This window comes from Deinococcus sp. Leaf326 (assembly GCF_001424185.1).
Lineage (GTDB): Bacteria > Deinococcota > Deinococci > Deinococcales > Deinococcaceae > Deinococcus.
This window is the reverse complement of the sequence record NZ_LMOM01000043.1, coordinates 132,781-147,556: the sequence shown is the minus strand read 5'-3', so window position 1 is coordinate 147,556 and position 14,776 is coordinate 132,781. Positions and strand designations below refer to the sequence as shown.

At 68.4% G+C, this 14,776-nt stretch carries 17 protein-coding genes; 7 read left to right on the top strand and 10 right to left on the bottom strand.

What is annotated here, in order from left to right:
- The 4 genes from ASF71_RS14260 (at position 1) to obgE (ending at position 3,412) form a co-directional block, all read left to right on the top strand.
- On the top strand, positions 1–1,047 hold the full coding sequence (locus tag ASF71_RS14260; RefSeq protein WP_056301436.1) for a S9 family peptidase: 1,047 nt from the start codon (positions 1–3) through the stop codon (positions 1,045–1,047).
- Between the two features lie 362 nt (positions 1,048–1,409).
- Positions 1,410–1,712, top strand: coding sequence for a 50S ribosomal protein L21 (gene rplU / locus ASF71_RS14255; RefSeq protein ID WP_056301434.1), 303 nt, complete (start codon positions 1,410–1,412; stop codon positions 1,710–1,712).
- A gap of 17 nt (positions 1,713–1,729) precedes the next feature.
- The gene (gene rpmA, locus ASF71_RS14250; protein ID WP_056301432.1) at positions 1,730–2,005 is read left to right on the top strand and encodes a 50S ribosomal protein L27; all 276 of its coding nucleotides are present in this window, start codon (positions 1,730–1,732) and stop codon (positions 2,003–2,005) included.
- 84 nt (positions 2,006–2,089) lie between these two features.
- Positions 2,090–3,412: a GTPase ObgE gene (gene obgE / locus ASF71_RS14245; protein WP_056301430.1), complete on the top strand. Its 1,323-nt coding sequence runs from the start codon at positions 2,090–2,092 to the stop codon at positions 3,410–3,412.
- 45 nt (positions 3,413–3,457) lie between these two features.
- On the opposite strand, the gene ASF71_RS14240 is transcribed toward obgE, so the two are convergent.
- From ASF71_RS14240 to ASF71_RS14220, 5 genes are all read right to left on the bottom strand, one after another.
- A complete protein-coding gene (locus tag ASF71_RS14240; RefSeq protein WP_056301428.1) occupies positions 3,458–4,624 on the bottom strand; it encodes a DUF418 domain-containing protein in 1,167 nt (388 codons plus the stop codon).
- 308 nt (positions 4,625–4,932) lie between these two features.
- Entirely contained in the window at positions 4,933–5,460 is a 528-nt protein-coding gene (locus tag ASF71_RS14235) for a macro domain-containing protein (protein ID WP_056301426.1), read from the bottom strand.
- Positions 5,461–5,494: 34 nt separating this feature from the next.
- Positions 5,495–6,223 (bottom strand): guanylate kinase, encoded by a 729-nt coding sequence (gene gmk, locus ASF71_RS14230; protein WP_056301695.1) that lies wholly within the window; start codon positions 6,221–6,223, stop codon positions 5,495–5,497.
- A 133-nt stretch (positions 6,224–6,356) separates the two neighbouring features.
- Positions 6,357–6,788, bottom strand: coding sequence for a hypothetical protein (locus tag ASF71_RS14225; RefSeq protein ID WP_056301424.1), 432 nt, complete (start codon positions 6,786–6,788; stop codon positions 6,357–6,359).
- Positions 6,789–7,071: 283 nt separating this feature from the next.
- Positions 7,072–7,374 (bottom strand): Lrp/AsnC family transcriptional regulator, encoded by a 303-nt coding sequence (locus ASF71_RS14220; RefSeq protein ID WP_056301422.1) that lies wholly within the window; start codon positions 7,372–7,374, stop codon positions 7,072–7,074.
- A gap of 100 nt (positions 7,375–7,474) precedes the next feature.
- On the opposite strand from ASF71_RS14220, the gene ASF71_RS14215 reads away from it, so the two are divergent.
- The gene (locus ASF71_RS14215) at positions 7,475–8,545 is read left to right on the top strand and encodes an Lrp/AsnC family transcriptional regulator (RefSeq protein WP_056301420.1); all 1,071 of its coding nucleotides are present in this window, start codon (positions 7,475–7,477) and stop codon (positions 8,543–8,545) included.
- A gap of 71 nt (positions 8,546–8,616) precedes the next feature.
- Here ASF71_RS14215 and ASF71_RS14210 read toward each other — a convergent pair whose 3' ends face one another.
- Together ASF71_RS14210 and tkt are read right to left on the bottom strand one after the other, a co-directional pair.
- Positions 8,617–9,261, bottom strand: a complete 645-nt coding sequence (locus ASF71_RS14210) for a hypothetical protein (protein WP_056301418.1) — start codon at positions 9,259–9,261, stop codon at positions 8,617–8,619.
- Positions 9,262–9,380: 119 nt separating this feature from the next.
- Complete coding sequence (tkt, locus tag ASF71_RS14205) at positions 9,381–11,357, bottom strand: transketolase (protein ID WP_056301414.1); 1,977 nt, start codon at positions 11,355–11,357, stop codon at positions 9,381–9,383.
- Positions 11,358–11,725: 368 nt separating this feature from the next.
- Between tkt and ASF71_RS14200 the strand changes: the two genes are divergently transcribed.
- Together ASF71_RS14200 and ASF71_RS14195 are read left to right on the top strand one after the other, a co-directional pair.
- The gene (locus tag ASF71_RS14200; RefSeq protein ID WP_056301412.1) at positions 11,726–12,670 is read left to right on the top strand and encodes a GNAT family N-acetyltransferase; all 945 of its coding nucleotides are present in this window, start codon (positions 11,726–11,728) and stop codon (positions 12,668–12,670) included.
- A 16-nt stretch (positions 12,671–12,686) separates the two neighbouring features.
- Positions 12,687–12,890 carry a hypothetical protein gene (locus ASF71_RS14195; RefSeq protein ID WP_056301410.1) on the top strand — a complete coding sequence of 68 codons (204 nt, stop codon included), beginning with the start codon at positions 12,687–12,689 and terminating at the stop codon, positions 12,888–12,890.
- A gap of 37 nt (positions 12,891–12,927) precedes the next feature.
- On the opposite strand, the gene ASF71_RS14190 is transcribed toward ASF71_RS14195, so the two are convergent.
- Genes ASF71_RS14190 through ASF71_RS14180 form a run of 3 tightly spaced genes read right to left on the bottom strand, consistent with a single transcriptional unit; the run spans position 12,928 to position 14,761 of the window.
- Positions 12,928–13,608: a tRNA (adenine(22)-N(1))-methyltransferase TrmK gene (locus tag ASF71_RS14190; protein WP_056301407.1), complete on the bottom strand. Its 681-nt coding sequence runs from the start codon at positions 13,606–13,608 to the stop codon at positions 12,928–12,930.
- On the bottom strand, positions 13,605–14,183 hold the full coding sequence (locus tag ASF71_RS14185; protein WP_056301404.1) for a YqhA family protein: 579 nt from the start codon (positions 14,181–14,183) through the stop codon (positions 13,605–13,607). The genes ASF71_RS14190 and ASF71_RS14185 overlap by 4 nt, the downstream gene beginning before the upstream one ends.
- Positions 14,180–14,761: an MOSC domain-containing protein gene (locus tag ASF71_RS14180; protein WP_056301401.1), complete on the bottom strand. Its 582-nt coding sequence runs from the start codon at positions 14,759–14,761 to the stop codon at positions 14,180–14,182. Before ASF71_RS14180 ends, ASF71_RS14185 begins: the two co-directional genes overlap by 4 nt.
- Positions 14,762–14,776: the final 15 nt, after the last annotated feature.

Sequence of the window (14,776 nt, the reverse complement as noted above, 5' to 3'; positions counted from 1 at the left end):
GTGGGTCGCGTGCTGGGCTGGCTGCTCACCCTGCTCGTGCTGGGGACGGGGTACGTGGCGCTCACGCAGCCCGGGCGTCTGCCCTTCGCGCTGCCCGGGCTCACCGCCCCGCCGGGTAACCCGGCCCCCTCCGGCGAGGCCACCCCCGGACCCCGGCCGGCCGAACAGCTCCCAGACGCCGCCCTGACCACCTTCGTCGCGCGCCAGCCCACCAGTCTTCAGGCGCTGCGGGCGCGCGAGTATCCCGGCAGCGCCCTGACCGTGCGCCAGACGTTGAGGGCAGGTGGGAACTATTCCCGGCAGGTCGTGAGCTACCAGTCCGAAGGGCTGTGGATCAATGCCCTGCTCACGGTTCCGAACGGCACGCCGCCCAAGGGGGGCTGGCCGGCCATCGTGTTCAACCACGGGTACATTCCGCCGGACGTGTACCGCACCACCGAGCGCTACGTGGCCTATCAGGACGCCTTCGCGCGGGCCGGGTTCGTGACCCTCAAGAGCGACTACCGCGGCCACGGCGACTCGCAGGGCGAGGCCCTGGGTGGCTACGACGACCCCGGCTACACCGTGGACGTACTCAACGCCGCCGCCAGCCTCAAAAAAGACCGGCGTGTGAATCCGCTGCGGCTGGGCCTGTGGGGCCACAGCATGGGTGGGCAACTGTCGCTGCGGGCCATGCTGGTGGACCCCAGCCTCAAGGCCGCCTCGCTGTGGGCGGGCGTGGTCGCGGGTTACGACGTGCTGGCGACCGACTGGAACCGCCCGGCTGGCACGCCGCGCCCCACCCTGGACCCCTTGAACCGCCGGTATCTACGCCTGCTCAGTCCAAACGCCCACCTGGGCGACCTGCGCGGCCGGCCGCTGCAACTGCACCACGGCACCGCCGACAAGGACGTGCCCTACGCCTTTCAACAGGCCCTCGCCGCGGACCTGCGCGCCGCCGCGCAACCCTTCACCGCCTACCGCTACGAGGGCGACGACCACAACCTCAGCGGCAATCTGGGCCTGGCCCTGCGCCGCTCGGTGCAGTTCTTCCGCGACACGCTGTAGGCCGGCCCCCGGCCGCAGTTGCTATACTTCCCGTCATTCGTGGTCTCCGGGCCACGCCGGAGGTCTCCAGGAACGGCTCGCCCACGCGAGTCCACGTGTACCGCGAGGACACGTCGCCAGAACGGGAACATGCACGCAACACGGCCGCCCTCTTCCCTCTCCGGGGAGCCCGCGCACGTTTGCTGCCCGCCCCGTTCCGGCCAGGTTGTTGGAGACCAGCGTCCGGTTCGGGGGTTTTGGCGTGCCCCGGAGATGTGGTACAGTCTGATGTTGGTGACCCGCCCCTTCTCCGGCGCGGGTGTACGAGCGGCCCCCGCCCGGCAGCGTTCCAGAGGCGCGGCGGCCAAGCAGGAGGAAGTACGATGTTTGCAATCATTCAGACCGGCGGGAAGCAGTACCGCGTGCAGGAAGGCGACGTCATCCGCGTCGAGAGCCTCAAGGGTGAAGCGGGCGACAAGCTCGACCTCCAGGCCCTGTTCGTCGGCGGCGAGCAGACCGTCTTCGGCGAAGACGCCGGCAAGTTCACCGTGCAGGCCGAAGTCGTCGAGCACGGCCGCGGTACCAAGATCTACATCCGCAAGTACAAGAGCGGCATCCAGTACCGCCGCCGCACCGGCCACCGCCAGGACTTCACCGCGATCAAGATCCTGGGCATCCAGGGCTAAGGGAGGATTGAACCCACATGGCACACAAGAAAGGCGTAGGTTCGTCCAAGAACGGACGTGACAGCAACCCCAAGTACCTGGGCGTGAAGAAGTTCGGCGGCGAAGTCGTGCTTGCCGGCAACATCCTGGTCCGCCAGCGCGGCACCAAGTTCAAGGCCGGCGCCGGCGTGGGCATGGGCCGTGACCACACCCTGTTCGCGCTGGAAGCGGGCAAGGTCGTGTTCACCAACCGTGGCCGCACTGGCCGCTTCATCAGCATCGAAGCGCCCCAGACCGACATCGCTGCAGACTGAACCCCCCAGCGGGGGTTCGGGAAGAGGCCGGGGCCTGCGGGCACCCGGCCTTTTTCGTGCAGGCGCAGCTAAAGGAGAAAGGCAATGGCTTTTCGTGACGTACTGAATATCGAGGTGGCGGCCGGCAACGGCGGCGACGGCTCCATGAGCTTCCACCGCGCCAAATACATGGAAAAGGGCGGCCCCGACGGCGGCCACGGCGGCAAGGGCGGCGACATCGTGCTGCGCGCCATTGAGGGCGTGGAGTCGCTGGAGCGTCTGGTCGGCCGGCGCAAGTTCAAGGCCCCCAACGGCAACTACGGCGAGGGCCGGCTGCGCCAGGGCGGCGACGGCGAGGACGTGGTCATCGAGGTGCCCGTGGGCACGACCGCCTTCGACGAGGACAGCGGCAAGGTCATCGCCGACCTCGTACGGGTCGGGCAGGAGAAGGTCATCGCGCGCGGCGGCCCCGGCGGACGCGGCAACTCGACTTTCGCCAGCAGCACGCGCCAGGCCCCACGCTTCGCGGAACTCGGAGTGCCCGGCCAGAAGCGCCGCGTGCGCCTGGAACTGCGCCTGATTGCCGACGTGGGCCTGGTCGGCTACCCCAACGCGGGCAAGAGCAGCCTGCTCGCCGCACTTTCGCGGGCCAACCCCGCCATCGCCGACTACCCCTTCACCACCCTCTCGCCCATCCTGGGCGTGGTCGAGCGGCACGACGCGGACGGTGTGTCGCGTAATGAGCGCTTCACGCTGGCCGACATCCCCGGCATCATCGAGGGGGCCAGCGAGGGCAAGGGCCTGGGCCTGGAATTCCTACGTCACATCAGCCGGACCCGCCTGCTGGTGTACGTGCTGGACGTGACCCGTGACCCGGTCGAGGAGCTGCGCCAGCTTCAGGCCGAGTTGCAGGCCTACGATCCCAGCCTGCTGGGCAACGTCGCCCTCGTGGCCCTGAACAAGGTCGAGCTCGTCGACGGCGACCTGAGCGCCATGGTCGAGGACGAGCTGGCCGAGTACGGTCTGCCGGTGCTGCGCGTCAGTGCGCGCGAGGGCACGGGATTGCCCGAACTGCGCGAGACCGTCTTTCAGCTGCTGCCTGACCGCGAGCTGTGGGCGCAGCAGAGCGCCCTGGAGATCGAACCCGACGAGGTCGTGGACGCTGCCCTGCGGGTCGTCTTCCGCGAGGATGCCCAGCCCAAGGGTGAAGGCGCGCCCGAGCGCGTGTGGGAGATCCACGGTGGCGGCTTTTCCGAGCGCATCGTGCGCTTCTCGCGTTACCTGGAGGACGCTTCCGAGTACCTGGGCGTGGTCTTCAAGCGCCAGGGCCTCTACAACGCCCTGAAACGGGCCGGAGCACGCGAGGGCGACACGGTCGAGATCGGCACCTTCCGTTTCGAGTATTTCGACGACGAAGAAAACCGCTGAGTTCTGAGAGAAGAAGCCGGAGCCTGTGTGGCCCGGCTTTTTCTGCTATCTGCCGCCGTACACCACGCGCCGCACGAGCCACTCGGCCGGGCCCGTACCGAAGCGGCGCAGCATCAGGGCACTGAGCGGCAGCTGGAGCAGCCCGAACCCGAGTGCCAGGGCCAGCGCCGCCGCCGCGCCCCACTGCCCGAACTGTGCCCCCGCATAGGGATAGAACACGGTCGTCATCACGAGGCTCTGGGCCAGGTAGTTGCTCATGGCCGTGCGGCCACTGGCCGCGAAATGGCGCAGTGGCCCCAGGCGCCCCCGCGCGGCAAGCAGCCCGATCAGGCCCACATAGCCCAGGGCGCCGACCAGTCCGCCGCTCATGCGAACCGGAATGGCGATCAATCCCGAGACATAGTCGCCGCGCGTGTTCAGCCAGGCCAGGACACCCCCCAGCACGAGGCCCAGGGGGACCCCGACCGCCGCGAAGCGCCGCAGCAGCGGCAGATGCTCCTGGGGGCGCAGCAGCAGGCCCGACCGCCCCGCCGCCGCGCCCAGACAGAACAACGCGACCAGCCAGGGGCCGTTGTACAGCGCGCCCCCCAGCAGGTCGCCCAAGTATTCGGCCGCGCGCCCGGCAACGACCACCGCATAGGCGCCGCCCTCCGCGAACGAGGGCAGGCCCGAAAAGCGGGGATAAGCCTGTGGCCGGGCGGCGAACGCCAGCGCCGTCAGTACGCCGTCCAGAAGCCACCACGCCCCCAGCACGCCACTCAGAACCAGCAGGGCGCGCGTCCGAAGGCGCAGGGCGGCCAGCAGCACCAGTCCCACCACCGCGTAGGTGGAGATGATGTCGCCGTGCCACACGAGCAGAAAATGCAGCGACCCGACCGCCAGCAGCGTGAGGTGCCGGCGCACGAACAGGCCCGCGCCCTGCCGCGCCAGCAACCCCGCCGCCCCCCAGCCGAACAGCATGGCGAAGATGGAGATGAAACGCCCGTTGAACAGCACGTCGGTCAGCACCTGCGCCGCTCGGTCGCCCCCGGTCTGCTGCCACTCGCGGAAGCCCGCGAAGTCCTGCATGTTCACGACCAGGATGCCCAGCAGCGCCACACCGCGCAGCACATCCGGCAGCACCGAGCGTTCCTGCTGCGGCCTGGGCCGGGGGGACGCCGCCGGAGTTTCGGCCTTCTCGGCGTCGGGGGGGAGAGGGGCAGGAGCCGTCATGCCTGAAGGCTAGCGCCCAGAAGCTTAGGAAGCCGAAGCGGAAAAGATAAAACGAAAAATCCGCCTCTCGGGCGGTGATGTCAATAACTATAGCCCGGTATGCAGGGAATGTCCAGTCTATGCTCCGGACCAAGCAGCCCGTACAGACCTATCCCGATCCTCCTTCCCGACAGAACCAAAACGAAAAATCCGCCCTTCTCGGACGGTGATAGGAAGACCATAGCGCGGGATGCAGGGCCCGTCAACTTTATGCGTCCTGCTTCGGGGAGCCCGTCCAGCACGTTCCCTCTTCGGCCGTTCGGGTGGGTCTATTCAGGGGTCAGGGTCTTTAATGCCCGCTCGAAGACGTGCAGGGTCCGTGTGTCGTAGAGCACTACCCGCGCCGTGAGGTCCAGCCACTGGCGTAAGCCTTCTTGCAGGCCACGCAGGGCAACCTCCGCAGCTTTCTGGACGGGGTAGCCGTAGACCCCGGTACTGATCGCCGGAAAGGCCACCGTGCGGCAGCCGTGCTCGGCGGCGAGGCGCAGACTTTCGCAGTACGCGCCCGCGAGCTTCTCGGCCTCACCCTGGTCCCCACCGCGCCACACGGGCCCTACAGCGTGAATGACGAACCGCACGCCCCGGCGCTCCAGGCCGAAGGCGGGCGTGATGACGGCCGTCCCCGTCGGCGTGCCCCCGATGGCCCGGATGGCGCTCAGGAGCTCGGGGCCGGCGGCGCGGTGGATCACACCGTCCACGCCGCCGCCCCCCATGAGCTGTTTGTTGGCAGCCGTCACGACCGCGTCCGTGTGCTGCGCGGCGATGTCGCCCTGCACGAGTTCCAGCCTAGGGGTCATACCCCAGCATAGGCCGGGCGCTCTCCCTCCACCTTCAGGAATCGGCCACCTGACGCAGGGCTTCGGTACTCAGGGCGCCGCTGCGGACAGTCGCCGCCAGGGCGTGCGCCTCGCGTTCGCCCTCTGTCCAGTCGGCCTCGGGGCGCTGCGCGGCGCGCTCAGCCTGCTGCACAGCCAGAAGTTCGTGCACGGCACGGTCCAGGTCGTCGTTAACGATCACGTAGCGGAAGGCGTGCGCCTGCATGATCTCGTCACGGGCGCGCAACAGCCGTTTCTCGATACGCTCGGGCGTCTCGGTGGCGCGGCCGGTCAGGCGGCGGCGCAGTTCGGTAAGGCTGGGCGGCATGATGAACACCAAGATGGCCCCGTCCCCCACGCGGTCCTTGACCTGCATGGCTCCCTCGACCTCGATTTCCAGGACCACGTCCTGCCCGCGTGCGAGCGCCGCCTCGATGGGTTCAACCGGTGTGCCGTAGTGGTTGCCGACGAATTGAGCGTGCTCCAGAAAGCCGTTCTGGCGGGCCTTGTCCAGAAACTCCGCCGGGGTCACGAACACGTAGTCGCGGCCCTGCACCTCGCCGGGACGCGCCTCCCGGGTGGTCCAGGAGGTCGAGTAGAACACGTCCTGCCCCGCGAGCCACTGCTCGCGCAGCGTGCCCTTACCCACGCCCGAGGCGCCCGTCATCACGATGAGCAGGCCGCGGCCGGCCGGCCGGCGCCCCTCCGTACCGGCTGCGCCGGCTCCCTGCTGTGCCCTGTCCATCTCCGAACCCGTCATTGCCGTGCAGCATACCTGTCCGGCGCCGGGGCACGCATCCCTGGGCAGGGGCCACACAGGCAAACCCCGGCGCGCTCGTCGGAACACGCCGGGGTCTTATTAACGGAGTCTGGTTTCCTTACTTGCTCTTGGTGGGTTTACGGCCCTTGGCGCGCGATTTGCCTAGGTCCTGTCCCTTCTTGTAGCTCGCTTCCATCTTGCGGCGGGTTTCTTCGACCAACGCCTTGAAATCCACGTCGCCCGACTCGACCGCTTCGAGGCTCACCTTGGGCGCGGCGGCGCGGCGGGTCGCCACGAGTTCTTCATTGACGCCGGCAAACCATTTCCTGAACGCCGCCGTATCGTCGAACAGCATGTCCTTGGTTTCCCGCTGGTACGTACCTTCGGCACCCCGGCGGCTGTACTGCTTGGGCAGGGTAAAGCGTTCGGGGAGGTTCATAGCGTCGATCTCGCCCTCGCGCACGGCGTCGCGGAAGCGTTTGACAAAGGCGTCGCTGCGCTGGATGTTGCTCAATTCATGGACCTGCTCACTCAGTTTTTTGTAGGGCATGGGACGTTCCTCCAATTCGATTATCAACTGGCCCCCCAGCTCTGTAAAGGCAGTCCCCCCCTGTTGATATGGATTCTGCCGGCTCTTGTCCTGTCCTGGGCCTTCTTTATGCCCCAAGGGCTCAACTGCGCGTCCACCTAAACTTCGGTTCATTGTGTTGGCGTCAAGTCCAAAGACCTTCCAAAGGTCATCATCACGGCTGCGAAAGTTTGGCCTGCAATAAAACACAAAGGATGTCTGGGAAGGCTTCCGGCAGACATCCTCGAGGGTTACGGCGAATGGACTATCTTCCGTTTCCCTCACGGCCCTCGTCGAGACCGACGCCGAACCCCTGGTCGAGCAGGTCCTCGCTGTAGGTGCGGAAGGCGAGCATGGTCTGGGTCTTGACGATGCCTTCGACCTTGCGCAGGTGTCCCGTCACCACGTCGTCAAGGTCTTCGTACTGGGCGAGTTTGAGAATGGCGACGATGTCCCAGTCGCCGGTCACGCTGTAGACCTCCCGGACGCCCGGCACCCCGGCCAGGGCCTCGGCAGTTTCCTGAATACGCTGGCGCTCGGCCTGAAGCATCACGATTGCGGTGACCATGCCCGTATGGTACGCGCCCCGTCCCCCTCCCCCGGCGGGCGGCCCCCTGACCGTTCGTTCGGGGACGTTCTACCGCCGGGCCCAGGCGTATGGTACGGACATGACCGTCACCTCGCCGCCTGCTGGGGCCACCCCCAAGCCGCGCCTCACGCCGCGCGAAAAATTGCTCAACCGCATCCAGAAGGACATTCCTATCGTGGGGCGGCCCTACCGCGTGATCGCCGAGGAAGTGGGGCTCAGCGAGGCCGAGGCGCTCGAGATCCTGCGGGAGGTCAAGGCGGAGGGCGTGCTGCGGCAGGTAAGCGCCATTTTCGACACGCGCACCCTGGGCTACCAGTCCAGCCTGGTTGCGGCCGTCTACGCCGAGGACCAGCTCGACGCGGGGGCCGAAGTGGTCAACGGGCACCCCGGCGTGAGCCACAACTACCGGCGCAACCACAACTTCAACCTGTGGTACACGATCGCCGTGCCGCCCGAGAGCAACCTCGAAGCGCACGTCCAGAAACTGCATGAGACGAGCGGCGCCCAGCTCACGCGCCTGATGCCGACGCTGCACCTGTTCAAGATCGGGGTGGAGTTCGACATGAGCGGCCAGGAGGACTGGAACGCCAAGGCCAAGCCGCAGTACACGAGCGAGCAGCGCAATATTGGGTACGCCGTGACCGATCTCGACCGCGCCTTCGTGACCGAGTTCCAGAAGGACCTGCCCGTGACCGAGGAACCCTACGCGGACGCCTGCGCCGCGCTGGGCCTGAGCATTGAGGAAGTATCGGCCCACGCCCAGAAGATGAAGGAGGCGGGAGCGCTGCGCCGTGTGTCGGCCGTGTTCCGCCACCAGAAGGCAGGCTTCACCTTCAACGCCATGGGCGTATGGGCCGTGCCGCAGGAGGAGGTCGCTGAGACGGGCCGGCGCATGGCCGAGTTCAAGGCCGTATCGCACTGCTACCTGCGCCCCACCTATCCCGAGTGGCCCTACACCATCTTCACGATGGTTCACGGCCGCAGTAAGGAAGAAGCCTTCGGCAAGATTGAGGCCATCGAGCAGGAAGTAGCCAGCGGCGTGGACTACGACATCCTGTACTCGACCAAGGAGTACAAGAAGATTCGTCTGGAGTTCTACAAACCCGAGTTCTACAGCTGGGCACGTGAGAACCTGGGAACCGAAGCCTGAGCAGAGGCCACAGAAAAGGGCGGCGGAGAGTGCATCTCCGCCGCCCTTCTTCTGGATTTTAGCCCGTCAGCTCAGACGTATTGGCCACCGTGACGCTGGACCGCTGCGTCCAGAACAGCCTGATCCACATTGTCGTCGACGGCGATGGAGCGGCCGCCCGAGGTGTTGGCCTGGTCCATGCGGTCGTAGGCTTCGTCGGACACGCTGTAGTCGTAGTCCCGGCCCATGCCCATGTCGCTGCCCGTGCGGGTGGCGTAGGCGTCGTTGTCCGCCGTGCGGCCGTCGTTGTTCTCGTCCACGCCCGCCGCGCCGCCGACTGCACCCACGCCTGCGCCCACGCCCGAGCCCAGCGCTGCCATGCCCAGGATCATGGGGGCGGCGAGACCGCCGGTCGCTACCGTCGCCACCGTGCCGGCGATCGCGCCGACTACGGCGCCCACGCCCGTCCCGGCCACGGCGCCCGCGCCGGCATCTTCGGCCGCGGGGCTCGCGCCCGTCGTGGTGTCGTAGGCGGTGTCGTTCATGGTCGTGGAACCGCGGGGGTTGGTCATGCTCGAAGCGCCGGTGCTCGTACCGGAGGCGCTCAGGTCACCCGTCGTTCCCGAACGGCGCGTCCAGGTGGTGTCGCGGGTTTCGGGCTGGATAGCGCCCTGAGCACGCAGGTCAGCAACGAAAGCGTCGGCCTGGGCCACCGTCGGGAAGATCAGATGTTTCATGCCCCGAGTCTGCCCGACCCACCTGCCCAGTCATGTGAGCCCAAACCCAACGTCCCTTACGTTTAAAGCCACCAGACCTTGGGGCAGGGTGGGAGAAGGCCCACCCCCCCCGCAGGGCCTCAGCTCAGGCTCTTGACAGTCTTGACGACGTTCTCGACGCTGAATCCGAACTTCTCGAACAGCACCTTGGCCGGAGCCGACGCCCCGAAGGTGTCCATGCCGATGACGGCTCCGTCCAGTCCCACCCACTCGTACCAGGGCTGCTTGGCGGCGGCCTCGATGGCCACACGCTTGATGCCGGGCGTCAGAACGCTGGCCTTGTACTCGGCGCTCTGCTCGCGGAACACCTCGATGCAGGGCATGGACACCACGCGCGCGGCGACGCCCTCGGCAGCCAGGGCGTCAGCACTCTCCAGCGCGAGGCTCACTTCCGAACCGCTGGCGATCAGGATGACGGCAGGGTTCTCGGCGTCACGCAGCACGTAGCCGCCCTTCTTGACTCCCTCGATGTTGCGGGGGAGGATCGGCAGGTCCTGACGCGTGAGGGCCAGCGCGGTCGGCCCCTTGCCGTATTCCAGGGCCATGAGCCACGCGGCGGCCGTCTCGTTGGCGTCGGCGGGACGGATGACGTGCGCGCCCGGCACCGAGCGCAGCATGGCGAGCTGCTCGATGGGCTGGTGGGTGGGGCCGTCCTCGCCCAGCCCGATGGAGTCGTGGGTGAGCACGTAGGTCACCGGCTGCATCTGGAGCGCCGAGAGGCGGAAGGCGGGCTTGAGATAGTCCGCGAACACCAGGAAGGTGCCCACGAGCGGGCGCGGCCCCCCGTAGAGCGCCAGACCGTTGGCCGCCGCCGACATGCCGAACTCGCGCACCCCGAAGTACACGTTGCGGCCCTCGTAGCTGCCCGGCGCGAACTCGCCGCCGTCCTTGATGGTCGTCTTGGTGCTGCCCGAGAGATCGGCGCTGCCGCCCATCAGGCCCGGCACCACCTTGGCCAGCGCGTTGATGACCTCGCCGCCCGCGTTGCGGGTCGCGGCGGCCTTGCCCCCGACCTCGTAGACCGGCAGCGCCGCCTCGAGGTCCTCGGGCAGCTTGCGCTCCAGCAGGGCCTGGACTTCGGCGGCCAGTTCGGGGTACTGGGCGCGGTACCCGTCCATGAGCTTCTGCCACTCGGCCTCGTGGGCGGCGCCGCGCCCGGTGGCGTCCATGTGCGCCGCGACCTCTGCGGGTACGGTGAAGGCCGGGTAATCCCAGCCCAGGGCCGCCTTCGTCTGAGCCACGCCGTCGGCGCCCAGGGGTTCGCCGTGCGCCTTGCTCGTGCCCGCGCGGGGGCTGCCGAAGCCGATCACGGTCTTGACCTGAATCAGCGTGGGCTGGTCGAGATTGGCCTGCGCCTGCTTCACGGCGCTTTCGATGGCGGCGAGGTCGTTGCCGTCCTGCACACGCAGCACTTCCCAGCCGTAGGCGCGGAAGCGCTCGGCGGTGTCCTCGGACTCGGCCTTGAAGGTCGCGGTATCGAGCTGCACCGAGTTGTCGTCATGCAGCCAGATGAGCTTACCGAGCTTGAGGTGCCCGGCGAGAGCGGCCGACTCGTGGTTGACGCCTTCTTGCAGGTCGCCGTCCCCCAGGAAGCTGTAGGTGTAGTTGTCGAAGATGGCAAAGCCCTCGCGGTTGTACTGCGCGGCGAGGTGATGCTCGGCCATCGCCATGCCGACCGTCATGGCCGCGCCCTGGCCCAGCGGCCCGGTGGTGGCGTCCAGACCCTTGGTGTGGAAGAACTCGGGGTGCCCGGGCGTCTTGCTGTTCCACTGCCGGAAGTTCTTGAGTTCCTCCAGCGGCAGGTCGTAGCCCGTGAGGTGCAGCAGCGAGTAGATGAGCATGCTGGCGTGCCCGGCCGAGAGCACGAAGCGGTCGCGCCCGGCCCACTCGGGATTCTTGGGATTGAAACGCAGGAATTTCTGCCACACCACATAGGCCATCGGGGCCATGCCCAGCGGCGCGCCGGGGTGGCCGCTGTTGGCAGCCTGGACCCCGTCGATGCTCAGGGTGCGAATCGTGTTGACGCTGAGGAGGGCCACGTCCTTGTGCTCGGTCATGGGGGCAGTGTACCCGCCCCCGCCGGGCCGGACAGCCCTGTGTCTTCATGGTCACGCAGCACGCGCCCCCCGCCGGGAACAGGCAGGGGGCACGGTGAAATCCAGTCTTGGGGCCTTGGGCGGTCCCTCCGTTCAGGCAGGCAAGCACACCTTCGGCGCTTCCAGTCCGGTCTGAACATAATACGCCACAGACATAACTTTGTCAAGACTTCTGTGAATGATCGCTAGTCGCTCTATGCGGCTCCAGTGGAGGGATTCTGTCTGGCAACCACGTGGCCGGAGAAGGGTCGCTGTATACCTCCGGCCTCCGCCATCTGGCCTAGGCCCCAGATTCGCGGCCGTTGCCCGGAGGCCCGCAAGATGACCGCATGACCGAGATTCACCCACGACCCGGGGCGGCACCCACCGAACTCCGCTCCTTCCGGAAGGCCGACGCTCCGGCCGTCGCCCGCCTCGTGACCGACAGCGTGCGCGGACACTGGACCTATACCGCCGACCAGTTCCGCGAGAGCGCCGACCCGCTGCGGCGCCGCCTCGTCGCGGTGCGCTCGGGCGGGGTGATCGCCACCGCCTCGCTCACGCCCTTCGGGGCGGGTACTCCAGACGCCCTGCGTCTGGACTTGGCGGGCGAGGGCGCGGCCTTCTCGCCGCTGTATCTCTCGCTGCTGGCCAAGGCTCCCACCGGATTCACGCGGGTGCTGGGCGTGACCCGTGAGGATTTCAGCGAGCAGGTGACTTTTTTCGGGACGGCGGGCTTCCGTAACGCCTGGCAGTCGTGGGGCGCGCACCTCGACCTGCGCGGCTTCGAGTTAGGACCCTACGCGGCGCAGGAAGAGAAGCTCTTCGTGGAGGGCTACGAGGTCGAACACCTGTCGCCGGACGCCCCCGATGCCGACTGGGACGCCCTGCACGCCCTGACGGTGCGGGGCGTGGCCGACACGCCGCGCAACCCCGTGACCACTCCCGCCCCCCTGAACCGGGACGAGCTGCGCGCCACGATCCGGCGGGAGGAGACCTGCTTCGTGGTGCGGCGCCGGGGTGAGATCGTGGCCCTGACCCGCCTGACCCAGCGCGGCCCCACGGTGGACAGCGAGCACACCGTCACCCACCCGGTCCACCGCTCGCGCGGCCTCGCCACGGTGCTCAAGGCGCGGGCGCTGGCCTGGGCGAAAGATGAGGGGTTCACGGAGGCCAGCACAGGCGGCACGGTCCTGAACCTGCCGATGCTGCGGGTCAACACCCGCCTGGGTTACCGGCCCGAGCCGATGTGGCTCACCTGGGCCACGAAGTTGTCACACGCTCGTAAGAATTAAGGTTTAGTGTAGATACATGCCCCAACTCCGCCTCGAGGAACTGATGTCGTACTTCGTGCTCGCCCAAGCCGGAGACGCCAAGCCCTATACCGACCGCGATTTCGTACGGTTGATCGACGAGCTCGGCCTGGAACGGGCCAACGCCCTGCGCTCGGACATCGCCGCGCAGCTCGCGCAGGGACGCCCCGCCCGCATCATCGAGGCCGAACTCGTCGCCTGAGCGGTGCCGGTGCGGGCCGCCCTGCGGGGCGGTTTTTTCATGCCCCGCCCTCCAGCCGGGTCCAGGCCTCCTGCGCGGTCGCCAGTTCGCGCTCGGCGGGGCGGCCAGGCGCGGCGTGCGGGGTCAGGCGGCGCAGGTCGGCCTTCACCTGTTCGCGCAATTCCGCGTCTCCCGCGCGTAGCAGCAGCGGACCATAGCGCAGCGCGGCGGCCCGGGGCAGGGCTGCGTAGGCAGGATCAGTCCCTTCGGCGCGCTCCAGGGCCAGCACCGGGTAAAGCCAGTGGCCCGCCGCGAGCGTCTCGGCCCGCAGGTGGTAGCCCCGCGCCTGCGCCCAGCGCCGCAGCGGCTCGGGACTGTCGTTGGGCTGCAGCACCAGCCGGGGGGGCAGGGCCGCGCCCGCCCGCTCCAGCACGCCGCGGATGGTCGCCGCGCCCATGCCGCACAGGCTGGCACTGTCCACCTCGCCTGGGCGCAGAGGCGCGAAGCCGTCGCCTTCCCGGACCTCGATCTGGGCGCCGAGACCCGCGCCGGCCACGTTGCGCCGCGCCTGGGCCAGCGGGCCGGGATTGAGTTCCACGGCAACGCAGCGCCGCGCTCGCCCGCTGCGGATGAGGGCGACGGGCAGTCGCGCGTGGTCGGCCCCGATATCGGCGTGGACCTCGGCGCGGATAAATGAGAGCACCGCCCCGAGCCGGGCGTCCAGGGTGTCCAGGGTCATACAGGCGGCGCGTCCCTGGGAGGAGCAGGCGGCGCGGAGACCGGCGGCTCGGGGTGGACTGCCCCCTGGCGGGTCAGGATCACGCTGTAGGCCCCCACCGCCAGGATCACGGCCGCGAGCGCCGCGCCGTAGGCCAGGATCTCGGTGCCACCCTTCCATTCCAGCGCCACGCTGAAGAAATTGACCGCCAGCGCGACCACCACGATGCCCAGGAGCTTCTGCTTGAGGTCGTCGAAGGTGCGGATGTGCAGCCACGCGGGCACGTTCGCCACCCGCCCGACGAATAGCGCCTGCATCCCCAGACTAATGATGAGCAGGGCCATCCCGACGAGCAACGTGTCAGCCTGCTCGACCGCCGCCACCATGAGGTGCTTGGTCGTGCCTTCCTCGCCCAGATGCGTGAAGGCGTCCCGGATGGTGCGCACCGCCTGCCAGATGGCCGCCACGAACAGCGCGAGACTGAACACCAGAGAGCTGAGTACCCCGAGTTCGACGATCAGGCGCGTGAACCCGAAGGCGTGGGAGAGCTGCCGGGAGGTGGGGGTGCCGGTGGCAGGTGGGCGCGGGCGCGTCACCCCGCCTCTCCGGCGAGCGTGTCCAGCGGTGTGAGGGCGTCGCCCACACGGATCAGCCCGCCGCGGATCACGCGGGCGGTCAGGCCGCCGTGCCCGCGCACCGCGTTGTAGCCGCCCGCGCCCAGATTCTCCTCCATGCGCGAGCAGGGGTGGCATTCGCCGGTGCCTTCCAGAATCACCTCGCCGAGCTGGAAGCGCCGGTCCTTGAGGGCCAGCAGCGGCAGCCCCGACACCACGATGTTGCGCCGCAGCAGCTCGGGCGCGGCCTCGTCCAGCCCCGCGAGCGCCGCGATCACCGGCAGGTGCTCGGCCTGGATCAGCGTGACCTGCCGCTTGCCGGGGCCGCCGGGTACAGCCTGGGCGGGCGGGGCGGGAGCCGGGGTCTCGCCCGCCTCGCCGCTCAGGGCGGTCAGGCGGGGGGGGGCCTGTTTGGCGTGGTCGCCGATCAGGCCGACCAGGGGGTGCGCCTGCACCTCGGGGACACTCTCGACCGCCGCGCGCCGCGCCGTGCGCAGGCCGATCCACTCGACCCGGCCCGCCCGTGGCAGGGTCGTGCGAAGTTCCTGCATGGTCTTCATAGGAGCCATGCTAGC